Here is a 14,767-nt window from a genome sequence, read left to right as displayed (position 1 = left end):
TTGTCCTGAAAATGCCCAGTAGGTACAATGAAGCTATCTTCAGACGAGGTGTTGACCATGATGCGTTCCTTCAGCTTCCTGACCAAATTGACCGTATTCGGTCTTCTGCTCAGCACCGTTCCGGTTCTCATGATCGGATTGTTCTCCTACGCGACCTCATCCAACGAAATCCAAAAATATGTTAATGAAGGAAAAATACAACTCCTAAAGCAGATCAATGCCAATGTAGAACAAATTCTGACGACTGTCAACCATACGCTGAACCAGACGATCAACTCGACTGCGCTGAAAAAGGCGATGGCCAACCCGCTAACTGTAAACGATTTCATGACGTATGACAACATCCGGAACGAATTGCGTCACATGCAATCGTTCGATACGCTCGTCGAAGACGTTGTCCTGGTCAACGTTCGCCGGAACTGGATGGTCAAAAACTCCGGCCTCTACCCGTTCGACCGCTACGAGCAGCACGAAGCGCTGCTGAGCCTGCTGAACGGAGGCATCGGGACGGATTGGGCGCTTTACCCGAGCCGCTGGTTTTACAGCGAAGAAAGCGCCTCGAGCATCGGCTGTCCGTATGTACTCGGCTTGACCAAGAAGCTTCCCGTGAACGGGCTGGAGACGGACGGCTTCGCCATGGCCAACCTCCCCGCCTGCAGTCTGCAAGCGCTGCTCAGCGACGGCGCGGAGCAAGCCGATACAACGCTCGTCCTGGACGAAAGCCACCGGATTCTCGCGCATCCCGACCCCGCGATGATCGGGCGTCCCGTCTCGGCCGCCGGATTCGAGCTCTCCGGCGAGCTGACCGCCGCCTCGGGCCAAATCCAGGCTGAGATCAACGGTGCGAAATACTCTGTCGCCTACTACCGTTCCCCCTACAACGGCTGGACCTACGTTTCTTTGATCTCGCTGTCCAGTCTCACGAAGGAATCGAGCAAGATCGGCCTCTACACGCTGAGCATCTGCCTCTTCCTGCTCGTCGCGGCGATTCTGTTCGTCTGGCTCGGTTCGAGACGGATCTATTCCCCGATCGAAAAGCTGCTCAGGCAGCTTGGAGAAGGCTTGACGGGCGCGGACAAGAGCAGGAAGGACGAATTCGGGCTGATCGGCGAGCACGTAAGCCATCTCTTTCAATCCAAGTCCCGCCTGGAGAAAGAGGTTCGCCAGCATCTCGGCCAGGTGAGAGCCTACTATCTGATTAAGGCGATCCAGGGAAATCTCAAGCCCGGCGAGCTGGCGGAGCAGCTCCATCGCTTCGGCTTCGGGGAGCAGTTGTCCGGCTGGAGAAGGCTCGTCGTGCTGACGCTGCAGATCGACGCGCTGGAGGAAACCCGCTACGGCAAGGAGGATCTGGAGCTGCTGCTGTTCGCGATCCAGAATATCGTCGAGGAGATGATTCCGTTCTCCCGGAGATTAACGCCGGTCACGATCGACGGCACGGTCGTCGCCGTGCTGGGCAGCCCCGACCCGGAAGCGGACGGCTTCAACGCCGCCTTGCTGGAGACCGCGGAGCAGCTGCAGCACAACGTCGGCCGCTATCTCGGGCTGCAGATCAGCATCGGCATGAGTCTGCCGCTGGATTCCTTCTCCCGGCTGGAGGCCGGCTATCGCGAAGGGCTGGACGCCTTGAAGCACCGGCTGAAGCTCGGGAAGGGCATCATCATCCAATACGGCAACCTGAATTCCGGCCATCCGTTCCTCAATCTCAACTACCCTGCGCTGATCGAGAACGAGTTGATCGACGCGATCAAGCTGGCGGAGCAGGAGAAAGCCCACGACCTGCTCGGGCAGTTCCTTCAGCCCGTATTCCGGGCGGAGCTGTCCCCGCAGGAGTGCCAGCTTCCGCTGATCCGGCTGCTCAACAACCTGCTCATCGTCGCCCAGGAGTCGGGAATCCAGCTCCCGCGGGCCGGCGGTTCCCTGTTCGAGCAGCTCCTGGCGCTCAACACCGTTCCCGCGATCGAGGAATGGTTCTGGGCTTCCGTCGTCTCTCCGATGATCGCCGCGTTCGGGGACCGCCAGGAGGCCCAATATCACAACATCTCCGAGCAGATTATCGATCTCGTCCAGCATTATTACGACACCGACCTGACGCTGGAGGAGTGCGCTGCGCGGCTGCACTACAATGCGAACTACTTAAGCAGCGTGTTCCGCAAGGAGACGCAGGTGTCCTTCAGCGAATACCTCTCGGCCTATCGCTTCGGCATGGCCAAGAAGTGGCTGACGGAAACCGACCTGCCGATCAAGGACATAGCGGCACGGCTTCGCTACAACAATCCGCAAAACTTCATCCGCTCCTTCCGCAAGCAGGAGGGCATGACGCCCGGGCAGTACCGGGAACGCCGGTTGCGTGCCTGACGGTATGATCCCGCTCCGGATCGCGAACGACAACAACAAAGGCCGTCCCTGTCCGCCTTGCGCAGCGGATCAGGAACGGCCTTACGGTTCTTTATTGCGGCGCTCTATCCGGCAACTGCTTCACGTAACTGTCGGACAAGTTAAGCAGTTCGAGCGCTCGCTCGTATTCGTCGCGCGAAGCGCCGTATCCTTCGGGAAGCTCGGCGCCGTCGAACGGATAGTTTGTGCCGTCCTCGTAATCGTTGCCTGGGATGAACACCCCGGTATCCATCACGATCGAGCCGGTCGGCAGGAAGTGTCTCATCGGCAGCACGTTGGAGTCCGAATTCAGCAAATCCTGTCCGAAGTGAAGCTGGTTGTCGAGAGAAGCTCCGACCAGATTCGCGACGGTCGGCAGAATGTCGACCTGGCCGCCGGTTTGTTCGATCACGGAAGGATAGGTCACGCCGGGAACGTGCATAATGAACGGGATGTTGAACATATCGGCATATCCGTACTCGTGTCCGATCAGCTCACGCATCAGCTCGCGCTCGTCGTTGCTCATCGAATACACCGGCAAGCCTTGATGATCGCCGTACAGAATGACGATGCTGTCGTCCCACAGCCCGCTGCTCTTCAGATCGTCGATGAAGACGCCCAGCGCGTAATCGGCGTAATTTTGCGCCGCGATGTACCTTCCGATCATCGAACCTTGCATCTCCTCGGGAATGCTCATCCGCTGCTTGCCCTCAGGAAGATTGTAAGGATGATGAGCGCTCATGCTCAACACGTGCGCATAGAAAGGCTTGCCGCTCTCATCCATCCTCTTCAGCTCTTCGATCGTCTTGGCGTACAGCACCTCGTCGGACGAACCGAACGCGATATGGTCCGTGTCCCCGAAGAAGCTCTTGTCGTAGTAGCGGTCAAAGCCGAGAGCCGGATACAGCTCGGTGCGGTTCCAGAACTGGACGTCGTTCGTATGGAACGTAGCCGTATCGTAGCCTTGGGCCTTCAGCAGCTTGGGCAGGCTCGGAAGCTCCTTCTTCACGTTGTTCTTCGTGGCCGGCTCGTGCTTAGGCACATACAGAGAGGTGTTCACCGTGTATTCCGCGTCCGAAGTCGTCCCTTGTCCGACCATCGTATAGAAATTGTCGTAACGGAAATCTTCCCGGGCCAGCCTGGTCAGATTCGGCATGACTTCCTGACCGTCGACCTGAAGGCCGATCACGAAGTTCTGCAGCGACTCCATCTGAATGATAATCAGATTTTTCCCTTTGGCTGCGCCGTAATACCGCGGTTCCCCGGAGAGGGCGCTGCCCTTCAGCCAATCGATTCTCTCCTGGGTGATTTCATTCATGTCCACCATTGCCGCATCGACCTTGTCGTCCGCGAAAATCGTGTAAAACTCGTAATTCAGAATGCCCATTTCCTCGGCCTGCTTATTCTCGTTCATGCTGGCGCGGTTAGGCCAGATGCTGAGATAGCACAGCACGACGGACACGATGAACAGCACGGAAATCGCCTTGCGGCTGATCGGTCTCAAATTCAGCTGAACGCCCTTGGCCCGGCTTCTCATCCACAACGGAATGGATACCAGAACGATAATATCGACGAAAACAAGCAGGTAATACGGGTCCATCAGCGAATAGGTGCTGTCTCCGACCTGCGTGACCTTATCGGCCTGGTTAAGCGCGTGATAGGTTACGATAACGCCATAATATTTATAGTACATCAGCACCGTAAAATAAAGCAGCGTAAACAGCAGGTTGGCGATCGTGTAGTAGAGCAGCTTGCGCTTGGTCGCGAACCATTCGATCAGACAGAAGACGACCCAGAAGAACGGAATTTCCGTCAGCATCGTCGCGACCGAAGGGCCGTCCTCGAAGACGACGAACCAGGCCAGACAGCATTTCAGCAGCAAAATCAGCGTAAAAAGAATAAACCTTCTGTTACCCAGCTTAATTAACAGATTCATGTCCGCTTCATCCCCCTTACCGAATTGCGGAGAACCTTTTTCTATTATTCTATCGTATTCCTCTGCCAACGGTTTCTTAAAGTTTCTTAAGATTTTATACCCGCTGCCGCGCAAAATGAAAAACCCGCCTATTAGCATGCAGGTTCGTCCTGGAGTCGTGTCGGTCGGCAACGTATCTGTTCATTATAAGCCACCGCCAGCCTCCTGTTAAGTTGGGCTTCGTCAGCTATAAGGCCGTATAGCGTGAAAATAGCATGAAAAAAGCGAAGATCCCCCGAAGAGGTCTTCGCTTCTTGGTTTTTCACGTTCTGCGCGTCAATTGCTCCTGCGCCAGCCGAATCATCTCCCGCACCATCGCCCCGCCGATTTTCCCGCCGACCTGTCCCGCTTCCTCGGTCGTCAGCTTGCCGTTGTCTCCGCGCTTCAGCGGCACTCCGATCTCCTTGGCGACCTCGTATTTGACTTCGTCGGGCCGCTGGGGATCGACAGGGTAACCTTCCTTGCGCATGACTTCCGCCTTCAGCGCGCTGACGCCTTCTTCCGCTCCCGGCACAGCCAATCTCCTTCTTCTTCTCGCCATCCGCTCGATCGCCTCCGTTTTGGAACGCTCTTGTCGATGCTATCGTTCCCGGATGCCCGCGAATTATTCTCCGGAGCTCTCCATCCACTGCTCGTACAGGCGATCCAAGCTTTCCCGCACGCCTTCCCTTTCCGCCCACTCCCGTTCGAGTTCAAGCCCAGCGGACGCGCTGCCGTTCATCCGGTCGTCAAGCTCGGCCAGACGCCGCTCTAGCTCGGCTATCTCCGCTTCCAGGCGTTCCCGGACAGGCACGGTCTGCCGAGCAGCGACGGGAATGACCGATTTCGGCCGCTCTGCCGCAGTCCGAGACTGGCGGTCGCTCGCCGGTTCCGCAGGCTTGCCGGCCGCCCGCCTGCGCCTGCTCTCCGCCTTGTAATCGTCGAAGTCGCCCAAGTACACCGTCAGCCGTCCCTCGTTCAGCTCCCAGATTTTTTGCGACAGCCGGTTGATCAGATAGCGGTCGTGGGTGACCGCCAGTATCGTACCGGGGTATTCCTCGAGCGCTTCCTCCAGCGCCTCTCTCGACGCGATATCCATATGGTTCGTCGGTTCGTCCAGCACGAGCAGATTCGGCTTGCGAAGCACGAGAAGCGCCAGCCTCAGACGCGTCCACTCCCCTCCGGACAGCAGTCCGACCGGCTTGAACACGTCCGCTCCGTAGAACAGGCAGGCCGCCAGCCGCGACCTGGCCTCCCCTTCCTCCATGCCGGCCTCCCGGCGAAAATAATCCAGCACCGACTGCTTCGGCTGTTCCGGAAGCTGCTGCTGGGCCAGATAACCGACCTCGACCCGCGAACCGAGCCTAAGCTCGCCTCCGTCCGCCTCCTCCTGGCCGAGGATCAACCGGAGCAGCGTCGACTTGCCCGCGCCGTTGGGACCGATCAGCATCGCTTTTTCCCCGTATTCGAGCTGCGCCGAAGCGCCCCTGAGAATGTCGGCCTGCCCGTAGCGCTTGACCACCCCGTCCAGCGCGACGACCTGCTTGCCCGAACGATCCGTCGGCCGAAGCTCGAACTCCGCCTCCTTGCGGTCAATTGCCGGACGCTTTACCTTCTCCATCCGGTCGAGCGCTTTCTGCATGGACGCGGCCCTGCGGAAAAACTTGCCGTTGTCGCCGATTCTGCCCCATTCCATGAGCTGCTTGATCGTCTCGCGCATCTTCTTGATTTTCTTCTGCTGTTCCTGGTAATCGGCGAACTGCTGAAGGACCAGCTCTTCCTTCTCCTTCATATACTTCGTGTAGTTCGCATGGAACACGAGCGACTCCCCGTCTTCCAGCTCGACGATCTTCGTAACGACCCGGTCCAGGAAGTAACGATCGTGGGAGACGATCAAGCACGCGCCGTCGTATTTCAGCAGAAACTCCTCCAGCCACTCGACGCCGCCCATGTCCAGATGGTTCGTCGGCTCGTCAAGCAGCAGCAAGTCGGGCTTGCGGATGAGCTGGGAAGCGAGCCCTACCTTCGTCTTCTCTCCCCCGGACAACGAAGCGTAGTCTCTCTCGTACCATTCCTTCCCGATTCGCAAGCCTCCTGCGACCTGATCGATGTGCGCGTCGAGCTCGTAGCCGCCCTCCCGCTCGAAGCGCTCCTGAAGCGCAGCATACTGCTGCAGCAGCGTCTCCAGCAGCTCCGGGCCCTCCCCCGTCTGCGGCTCCGCCATTCGCTGCTCCAAGACGGTCATCTCGGCGCGGCATTCCAGCAGACCGCGGTACCCGAGAGCGAGCGCGTCATAGACGGTGCGGCGCTCCGAATCCGCCGGGATCTGCTCCAGATAGCCGATTCTGGCGTCCTTGCGCACGGTGAGCAGCCCTTCGTCCGGTGTATCCAGCTTGGCGATCAGACGCATCAGCGTCGTTTTGCCGCTTCCGTTGCGGCCGACGAGACCGGCTTTCTCCCCGTGATGAAGCTCGAACGTCACGTTGTCCAGCACGAGCTGGGCAGCGTTGTATTTGCGTACATTTTGGCAATTAATCGTTAACATATCGGTTCCTCCTGAATATCGGAGGTTCCCGTCCTGTATATAGAAACAGGGCGTAGGGAAAATTCCCTGCGCCCTGTTCGGATTCAAATTGATCCGCTCTGGTCAAGGTAGGAACCTTCTCGCGAGTTGTGCAATCGTATGGTCGCAATTGGATAGACTTCTCCCGTCTTCGCGCACGCCATGAACGATGCCAGCCATCGCGATCGGCAGCCGGCTTACTTGATTGTTCACAAACTCTCGATTCATCCTACCTTCACCTCCCGTTAAAAATCGTTATTCCGAGAATACCACGGACTCCGGTGGCAGCGCAAGCTAACAGCGTCCTTATCGCCGCCAAATTCGCAAATCATTATATAATTATTCCGTGATGCGATCTGCGAAAATGCGCGTAAAGATGCGGGGTCTCAGTCGTCCGTCTCCACATAGCGCTTGAGCGCGTCCAGCTTGTTCTCCCAGAAGCGTTCGTAGAAAGCCAGCCAGTTCTTGAGCTCGCGAAGCGGATCGGCGTCCAGCCGATAACGCGTCTCCCGACCGACCTTGCGCTCCTTCACCAGGCCGGCCTCGGCGAGAATGCGCAGATGCTTGGAGACGGCGGGACGCGTCATCGGAAAATGGCTGCTGATCGCGTTCAACGGCAGCTCCCGATCCCCGAGCAGACGGAGTACGCTCCTCCTGGTCGGGTCGGAGATCGCCTGGAAGACGTCGTGCTTCTGTTCCGCCGAAGCCGCGTTAGGCTCTGACATATTCGCCCAGCTTGGCCACGATGCCGACCCAGCCGCCATTCATCCGGTCGCGCACGACTTCGTGAGGCTCGCCGTACTCCGTCGCGCCTTCCGCGGACCAGCCCCCGTGAATGAGCGTAAATTCGGTCTGGCCGCCCTTGTCGACGAGTTCGAATGTTACGAACCAGTCGTTGCCCCAGTTGAAGGAGAGACGGTACGGCGGATCGATCTCCGTCACCTTGCACGGGGATTTGCCGTAAGGACCGGCATCGAGATGAAATTCATGTCCGACGATCGGCTGGAAGTCGTTCGGCATAAACCAAACCGAGATCCCCTCCGCCGTGGCAACGGCCTTCCATACTTTATCGATCGGCGCGTCGAACAGTTGGGTCTGGCGAATATCGGGCAGTTTGTCCTGAGTTGTATCGGTCACGATTCATTTCTCCTCTGCATAGGAAACCTTTTGGTTTCATTTCTCACCCTATTATATGAAACCTTTTGGTTTCATGTCAACCCTCGCTCAACTCAGCCCTTTCCCCCTCGCCAGAAGCTTGCGCATGAACAACCAGCTTAGAAGCGGCGAACTGCCCACCGCCAGCAGCAGCCATTTCATCGCCAGCGGCGTCTTGCTGAAGGAGATGACGCTCATGAAGACCGCCATCCCGACGATACGGCCGACGTTCAGCGCCAACTCCCGGGCCACGACGTATTCCACCCTTCTCTCCACGCTCTCCTCGTCTCTCCCGATCAGATCGAAGACGGCCGCAGTAATGGGCAGAATGTAGAGCGGAAAGAACAAAGCCGCCCCCAGGCCGAAAGCAAGCAGCGTCCCATAGCTGAATCCGGCGAACATCGGCAGAATGACGGCGATCAGCGCAACGGCGCCCGCCAGCATCCCCCAGTACCTCCATTTGGGCTTAAGCCACTTTCCCGTAGCCAGGAAACTCGCGAACGCGAACGCCGAAGTCAGCAGCATAAAGTTGCCCAGCTTCATCTCGCTGCCGGTCTGAACGTAGATCAGCACGCCGATGATGACCCCGAACACGCTCTCCCGCACTCCCTGCGAAGCCAGCGCGCCCAGCGCGGCAGGCCATGCGGAACTGCGTTCCTTCAATAGTTTGTACGGCCACCGCCAGTGGTAGCTGCCCGAGGTTTTGCGGTTGCGAATGAAGAAGCTCGTTGCGATCGCCGCCACGAATACGCAAGCCGAGGAGATGAAGATCGCGCGGTAGCCGTTGTCGCCGCCCAGCAGGGAGATCAGCCAGCCCGAGGTCCAAGGCACGACGATTCCGATTAACGAGGCGATCGTTCCCGCCCAGCCGTTGAACTTGTCCCGATTGTCGGGCTCCGTCGCTTCGAAGTAGACGACGTTGTACGCGAGCCAGAACAAGCCCGTCGCGACTCCTTGAACAAGACCCAGCAGCCATATGTAGTGGATGGCGTTCCCTTTCAAGAGAAGCACCAGCGCGTAGAAACCGGCAGAGATCGCGATGCCCAGCCTCAGCAGGATCATCTTGTTGCCTTCTTTGGCCGCGTTGCCGGCAGTCCAGAACGTAATCCCCATGCACAGATGGGTGATGAGCGTAAACCATCCCAGCTTGAAATAGTCGTTGCTGGCTTTCCAGATATAGACTCCGAAATAAGTGCCGGATAGAGCGGTCGCCATGACGAACAGTCCGTTCACCGCGAGCAAGAGGATCGTCTGACCGTCCAATCGTCCGTCTCGATGCTGTGGGCGCGTGTTCATGAATCTCTCCTTCGGATTGCGGTGGAGTGTGATGCACCATAATAACCTGCCCCAAAAGATCGACCGGAAACCGCCTTTCGTCCCGCAAAAAAACAGACAGCGGTCGCCCGCTGCCTGCTCTATCCCGTCCCTTCAGGAAGGTCTGTCGATGGAAAATAAATCGCCCAGCTTGGAATACGAGCTGCCCGCCAGGCGGCTTACCGCCTTCAGCGCCTCGGGATCGATATGCCCGTCCTTGTACACCGCTTCGTCCAGATGGAAGTACACAACTCTCCCGATCAGCAGATCGCAAGCCCGCGTCGCCTTGTCCCCGCCGAGCGGAATCGCTTGCTCCAGCACGCATTCGAGCCGGATTTTCGCCTCGGCGACGCCCGGCACGGCAACCTTCGCGCTGGGAACCGGCGTAAGCCCGGCGAGCTCGACCTCGCTCTGCTCGGGAGGAACGCCCGCGGCCGTCTCGTTGATCTTCCCGATGTAGGATTCGTCCGCGACGTGAACGACGAATTGCCCCGTCTCGATCGCGTTCCTGGCCGTATCCTTGCGCTCTCCGTTCCTTCGCTGCGCGGAGATCGACACCATCGGCGGATTGGCGGTCACGATGTTGAAGTAGCTGTAGGGAGCGGCGTTCAGGACGCCCGATTTCGAGAGCGTCGTGACGAACGCGATCGGTCTCGGGATGACGCTGCCGATCAGCAGCTTGTAGCTGTCCCTCTCGCTCAGGTCCGCCGGATCCAGCCCGATCATGCCCGCTCGCCTCCCTCCGCTCCGAATGTCCGGGAGAACCATTCGGTCGCCGCCGCGGCCTCGGTCGATGTCAGCCGATGGCCGAACCGCTCCCAGTGCAGCGCGACGTTCGCTCCGGCTCCCGTCAGCAGCGACTGCAGCTCTTCCGTTTCCTGCGGCGTGCAGATCGGATCGTTCTCTCCCGCGCCGATGAAGATCGGAACGCCCGAGAGATCCGGAAGCCGCAAATCGCGCCGAGGGACCATCGGATGGTGCAAAATAGCCCCCCGGAGCGCTTGCCCGTAGTAGAAAAGCAAGCTGCCTGCGATGTTCGCGCCGTTGGAGTAACCGACGGCTACCAGATTGCCCCGGTCGAAGCCGTACTCGGCAGCCGCCGAGTCCAGAAACTCGTGAAGCTCCTTCGTGCGGAACTCGAGGTCCTCCAGATCGAATACCCCTTCGGCCAGCCTGCGGAAAAATCTCGGCATGCCGTTCTCCAACACGTTGCCTCTCACGCTCAGAACCGAGGAGCTCGGCGAGATCGTCTCGGCCAGCGGCAGCAAGTCGCGCTCCGTTCCTCCCGTTCCGTGCAGCAGCAGAAGCGCAGGGGCGCCCGGATCGGAGCCTTGCCGATAAATATGCTTCATCATCGGCGATCCTCCTCCAATACGCGAACTTCGATCGGCGTCAGTCCTTGTTCGATCTGGGCGCGGTGCGGCTCATACCACTCCGGCAGCATCAGCTGCTCGCCCATCGTCTCCGCCGGTTCGTCGCGCGCGAAGCCCGGAGGATCGGTCGCGATCTCGAACAATATTCCGCCTTCCTCGCGGAAGTAGATCGCGTTGAAATACTGCCTGTCGATAAACGGGGTCGGCTGATAGCCGCTCTCCTCCACAAGACTTCTCCAGCGCGCATGGTCTTCGTCGTCCGCCGCTCTCCAGGCAATGTGGTGAACCGTTCCCGCTCCCCCGGCTCCGGGCGCGACCGGGGCGACGTTCACGTCGATAATGTTGCCCAGGTCTCCCGTCGCTTGGAAGCGGACGTAATCTCCCTCCTGGGCGATTCTGCGCAGGCCCATTACGTTCTCAAGCACCGAAGCCGTCCGCTCCGGAGCCGTACTGAGCAGCAGCGCTCCGCCGAAGCCTTTGATCGCTTTGTCCGCGGGAACGCCTCCGAAAGCCCAACGGTTGGCCGGACCGTCCTCCCGCTCTGCCAGCTCGATTTTTAAGCCGTCCGGATCTTCGAGCTGCAGCAGTCGCTCTCCGAACCGGCTCGTCTCCGTCGTCGCAATGCCGAATTTCTCGAAGCGCTCCTTCCAGAAGCCCAGCGTTCCGACCGGCACGACGTAAGAGGTGATGCCGACTTGCCCGCCTCCGATCCGGCCCTTGCGGGACGTCGGCCAAGGGAAGAACGTAATGACGGTCCCCGGGCTGCCCGCCTCGTTGCCGAAATAGAGGTGGTATACTTCGGGCGCGTCGAAGTTGATCGTCTTTTTAACCAGTCTCAGCCCGAGTACTCCCGAATAGAAATCGACGGTAGCCTGCGCATGTCTCACGAAAGCCGTAACATGGTGGATACCTGAAGTGCGTTGCGTCATCTGTATCCTCTCCTTAATAGGGATGAATTCAAAAAGTATCGTAGCTCACGAACTCGCCCACCGGCTTGCGATAGCCGCGCGGCCGTTGGCTTGACGTATCCTCTTGGCCGATTGTAATCATCATCGCCGGCACGTACGATTCGGGGATGTTCAAGATTGTTCCGACTTCGACAGGATCGAAGCCGATCATCGGACACGTGTCCCAGCCCTTGTCCTTGGCGATCAGCATGAACAGCATCGCCGACAGACTTGCGTTGCGGATTGCTTCCTCGCGCTGGAACGACTCCCCACGCTCCTCGTAGAAGGACAGCACCGACTCGACGGTCATGTCGTACTCCTGCTTGCTCATAACGCCCAGATTCAGCAAGCCTTCGTGAATAGGGCCGACATCGCGGTAGGCATTAGTATTGCCCAACACGAGAATGACGGCGGAGGAGGTCAGAACTTTGTACTGCTTGTTCGCCGCTTCATACAGCTTGTTCTTGATCTCCGGATCTTTCACGACGATATAATGCGCGTGCTGAAGATTAAAAGCCGACGGCGCGAATTTGGTCAGACTGAACATTTCGTTCAACTCGCGTTCCGTTATCTCCACGTCCTTCATGAATTTCATTGCCGATCTGCGATTTTTCACCAAAGTTTCGAAGTCGCTCATCTGTCCATTCAGCCTCTCTATGTCAAATTAAAGATTCTTTATTTTAAGATATATGATCTGAAAACGGAGGCCTCAGCCTGTTCGCTTCCAGATGTTTCGCAGAGTTCACGTTGCACGCGCCCTACTTGAATCCATCTTCGGCCGCCTTCCCCAGCTTCTTGAGCAGCGCGCTAACCGTCTTCTTCTCGTCTTCGTCCAGGCCGCCCAACGCTTGATGAATCACTTCCCTGTGCCGCGGGAACACGTCCTCGATCAGTTGCCGGCCGGAATCCGTAATATCCGCGTACACGAGACGCCGATCTTCCGTGCAGGCTCTTCGCTGGACGAGCCCTTTCTGTTCCAGCTTATCCACGACATACGTAATGTTGCCGCTGCTCATGAGCACTTTGCCGCCGATTTGCTGCAGAGGCTGCGAGCCTTTATGATACAGCAGCTCGAGCACCCCGAATTCCGTTCTGTTCAGCCCCGAGCGCTTGATGTCCTGATCGACGTGCGCATTCACCCATTGGCTGGCCCGGCTTAGAGCGATATAGAGATCAAGCGAAAAATCGCGCCCATTGTCCGTCATCGTTCGCACCTGCCTTCCTTTTGACTGATCGTATTATCTCGATTTCGTTTATCTTAAATTTAAGATATTACAATTGCGCAGGAATGTCAATGGCTATTTTTCGACTTGCTCCAACAGGAAGGCGGGCTGTCTTATCAGCAAGGGGCGTACCAAACGATTATCGATGAATGGTGCCAGGCGCATCTATCTCCTTCCGATGCTATACGATCCTAAAATTTGAAATGGTAAACCCGTTGCAAGGTAATTTTAGGACCGTATGAGGCAGTCTCCAGGAGATAGATGGCCTTCTTTTTTTCATCGATAATCTTGTACGCCCTTACTTACAAGACAGCCACAGCCTGCCCTCGCTTAGAATCCCGGGAAATCAGCCAAAGCATCCCACTCGATGATCAACAGCGCGGCCGGCAGCACGAACAGGAATATCGAAGGAAACGTAAGCTTCAGCGAATCCTTGACCCGAACGTGGACGAGAATGGCCACGAGCATCGTGACGGCCAACCACAGCGCTCCCGCAGCCGCCCAGCTCGGCTCCCAGAAGCCGACGACCAACGCCGCAGCTCCCGCGACCTCGACCAGTCCGGTCACGATTCTGAACCACTGCGGCAGCCCCCAGTGGTTAAAGTTGTCGACATGCGCCTTGACTCCCGCCAGCTTGGAAATGCCCGCTCCGACAAAAGCGAGCGCCAACAAAGACTGCAGTACGATTGCCGCAATATCCATCTTGACATCCTCCCGATAATACTGAGCCTGATACAGGCACAGTTAGGATCAAAATAAGGCGCAGCCAACCGCATCGTTAACTGCACCCATTCTAAGCACATATTATAACGGCATTCCGCCGATGTCAATCCTTTGTCAGATCAGACTCGCGATCGTGTGCCGGCGCAAATAGTCCAGCATTTGACGATCCATCGCGCCCATGATCTCGATCAACGCCAAGTCGAGCCGTTCGTTCCAGTCGACCTCGCCGCACGGCGAGCCATCCTCCTTGCCGCAGCCGTCGCCTCCAGCCTCCTCGGTCCCTTCCCATCGGATCGCCGCGAAGACGTCCGCAAGCGTAATCTGCTCCGGCGGCAGCTTCAAGCTGTATCCGCCGTCCCGGCCTTCCCGCGCTTCGACGAGTCCGGCATGGGACAGTCGCGCCAAAATTCTGCGCATAAACGTGGCGTGGGAATGGACTTGATCCGCAATCGTCGCGCTCGACAGATTGCAGCCGCTGCGCGCCAGTCCGACCAAAATATGAACGGCAACCGCGAATCGCGGAGGACCGATCGGACGAATAGAAGCGCCCATGGAACTCACCTCCTATCCGTCTATTGTACATTCGGCCCTCCAGACTTCGCAACTCGCCTCCGGGTCAGCGCCCGGCGAAAGCGTTCAGCATCCAGGCGTGTTTCTCCAAGTTCGTTTTCATGCCGAGCAGCAGGTCCGCCGTATCCTGATCGTCGCACGACTCGGCGATTTTGATGCCTTGTCTCAGCTCGCCGGCCAATTGGGCGAAATCCTCCGCCACGTTCGTCGCCATCCTCTCGGCCGTCTCGTCCCCGCTCGCTTCGCGGACGCTCGACAGCCGCAAGCTGTCGGCCAACGTCGCCACCGGGTTGCCGCCGGTCGCCAGCAATCTCTCCGCCAGTACGTCGACATTGGCGGCCGCTTCGGTGTACAGTTCCTCGAATTTCGCATGCAGGGTGAAAAATTGCGGCCCTTTGACATACCAATGATAGTTGTGAAGCTTCATATGAAGGACAGTCCAGTTCGCGATCTGCTGATTCAGTACGGCGCCGACAGTCGTTGTGTTCGTATTTGTGCTCATGAGAATTCCTCCCGTTTTAATTTATACTTAATCTAAATATAAATTAATTCTAGCACGGGAAAGAACT

16 protein-coding genes are annotated in these 14,767 nt (G+C 57.9%); 1 reads left to right on the top strand and 15 read right to left on the bottom strand.

What is annotated here, in order from left to right:
- Positions 1 to 57 precede the first annotated feature (57 nt).
- Positions 58 to 2,358 (top strand): helix-turn-helix domain-containing protein, encoded by a 2,301-nt coding sequence (locus tag B0G52_RS16650; RefSeq protein WP_233162738.1) that lies wholly within the window; start codon positions 58 to 60, stop codon positions 2,356 to 2,358.
- A gap of 91 nt (positions 2,359 to 2,449) precedes the next feature.
- Here the strand turns inward: B0G52_RS16650 and B0G52_RS16645 are convergent, their stop codons facing one another.
- The 15 genes from B0G52_RS16645 to B0G52_RS16580 form a co-directional block, all read right to left on the bottom strand.
- A complete protein-coding gene (locus tag B0G52_RS16645; RefSeq protein ID WP_094046284.1) occupies positions 2,450 to 4,312 on the bottom strand; it encodes an LTA synthase family protein in 1,863 nt (620 codons plus the stop codon).
- 301 nt (positions 4,313 to 4,613) lie between these two features.
- Entirely contained in the window at positions 4,614 to 4,892 is a 279-nt protein-coding gene (locus B0G52_RS16640) for an alpha/beta-type small acid-soluble spore protein (RefSeq protein ID WP_094046282.1), read from the bottom strand.
- A 63-nt stretch (positions 4,893 to 4,955) separates the two neighbouring features.
- The gene (locus B0G52_RS16635) at positions 4,956 to 6,875 is read right to left on the bottom strand and encodes an ABC-F family ATP-binding cassette domain-containing protein (protein ID WP_094046280.1); all 1,920 of its coding nucleotides are present in this window, start codon (positions 6,873 to 6,875) and stop codon (positions 4,956 to 4,958) included.
- Positions 6,876 to 6,977: 102 nt separating this feature from the next.
- On the bottom strand, positions 6,978 to 7,121 hold the full coding sequence (locus B0G52_RS35940; RefSeq protein WP_198960664.1) for a hypothetical protein: 144 nt from the start codon (positions 7,119 to 7,121) through the stop codon (positions 6,978 to 6,980).
- A gap of 158 nt (positions 7,122 to 7,279) precedes the next feature.
- A complete protein-coding gene (locus tag B0G52_RS16630; protein WP_094046278.1) occupies positions 7,280 to 7,618 on the bottom strand; it encodes an ArsR/SmtB family transcription factor in 339 nt (112 codons plus the stop codon).
- A complete protein-coding gene (locus tag B0G52_RS16625; RefSeq protein WP_094046276.1) occupies positions 7,605 to 8,030 on the bottom strand; it encodes an SRPBCC family protein in 426 nt (141 codons plus the stop codon). Before B0G52_RS16625 ends, B0G52_RS16630 begins: the two co-directional genes overlap by 14 nt.
- Positions 8,031 to 8,117: 87 nt before the next feature.
- Positions 8,118 to 9,344 (bottom strand): MFS transporter, encoded by a 1,227-nt coding sequence (locus B0G52_RS16620; protein ID WP_094046274.1) that lies wholly within the window; start codon positions 9,342 to 9,344, stop codon positions 8,118 to 8,120.
- Between the two features lie 132 nt (positions 9,345 to 9,476).
- Complete coding sequence (locus B0G52_RS16615; protein ID WP_094046272.1) at positions 9,477 to 10,088, bottom strand: flavin reductase family protein; 612 nt, start codon at positions 10,086 to 10,088, stop codon at positions 9,477 to 9,479.
- The gene (locus B0G52_RS16610) at positions 10,085 to 10,714 is read right to left on the bottom strand and encodes an alpha/beta hydrolase (RefSeq protein ID WP_094046480.1); all 630 of its coding nucleotides are present in this window, start codon (positions 10,712 to 10,714) and stop codon (positions 10,085 to 10,087) included. Before B0G52_RS16610 ends, B0G52_RS16615 begins: the two co-directional genes overlap by 4 nt.
- Positions 10,714 to 11,664 carry a ring-cleaving dioxygenase gene (locus B0G52_RS16605; protein ID WP_094046270.1) on the bottom strand — a complete coding sequence of 317 codons (951 nt, stop codon included), beginning with the start codon at positions 11,662 to 11,664 and terminating at the stop codon, positions 10,714 to 10,716. The genes B0G52_RS16610 and B0G52_RS16605 overlap by 1 nt, the downstream gene beginning before the upstream one ends.
- Before the next feature lie 28 nt (positions 11,665 to 11,692).
- Positions 11,693 to 12,319 carry a nitroreductase family protein gene (locus B0G52_RS16600; RefSeq protein WP_094046268.1) on the bottom strand — a complete coding sequence of 209 codons (627 nt, stop codon included), beginning with the start codon at positions 12,317 to 12,319 and terminating at the stop codon, positions 11,693 to 11,695.
- A gap of 121 nt (positions 12,320 to 12,440) precedes the next feature.
- Positions 12,441 to 12,887, bottom strand: a complete 447-nt coding sequence (locus tag B0G52_RS16595) for a MarR family winged helix-turn-helix transcriptional regulator (RefSeq protein WP_094046266.1) — start codon at positions 12,885 to 12,887, stop codon at positions 12,441 to 12,443.
- A gap of 348 nt (positions 12,888 to 13,235) precedes the next feature.
- Positions 13,236 to 13,607 (bottom strand): DoxX family protein, encoded by a 372-nt coding sequence (locus tag B0G52_RS16590; RefSeq protein ID WP_094046264.1) that lies wholly within the window; start codon positions 13,605 to 13,607, stop codon positions 13,236 to 13,238.
- Positions 13,608 to 13,742: 135 nt separating this feature from the next.
- Positions 13,743 to 14,180, bottom strand: coding sequence for an RrF2 family transcriptional regulator (locus tag B0G52_RS16585; protein WP_094046262.1), 438 nt, complete (start codon positions 14,178 to 14,180; stop codon positions 13,743 to 13,745).
- Positions 14,181 to 14,244: 64 nt separating this feature from the next.
- Positions 14,245 to 14,700, bottom strand: coding sequence for a Dps family protein (locus B0G52_RS16580; RefSeq protein ID WP_094046260.1), 456 nt, complete (start codon positions 14,698 to 14,700; stop codon positions 14,245 to 14,247).
- Positions 14,701 to 14,767 lie beyond the last annotated feature (67 nt).

Origin of the sequence: Cohnella sp. SGD-V74, from assembly GCF_003001675.1 — a bacterium.
In the GTDB taxonomy this organism is placed as follows: domain Bacteria; phylum Bacillota; class Bacilli; order Paenibacillales; family Paenibacillaceae; genus Cohnella.
Note: the sequence above shows the minus strand (reverse complement) of the source record. Positions and strands in the feature narration are given on the sequence as shown.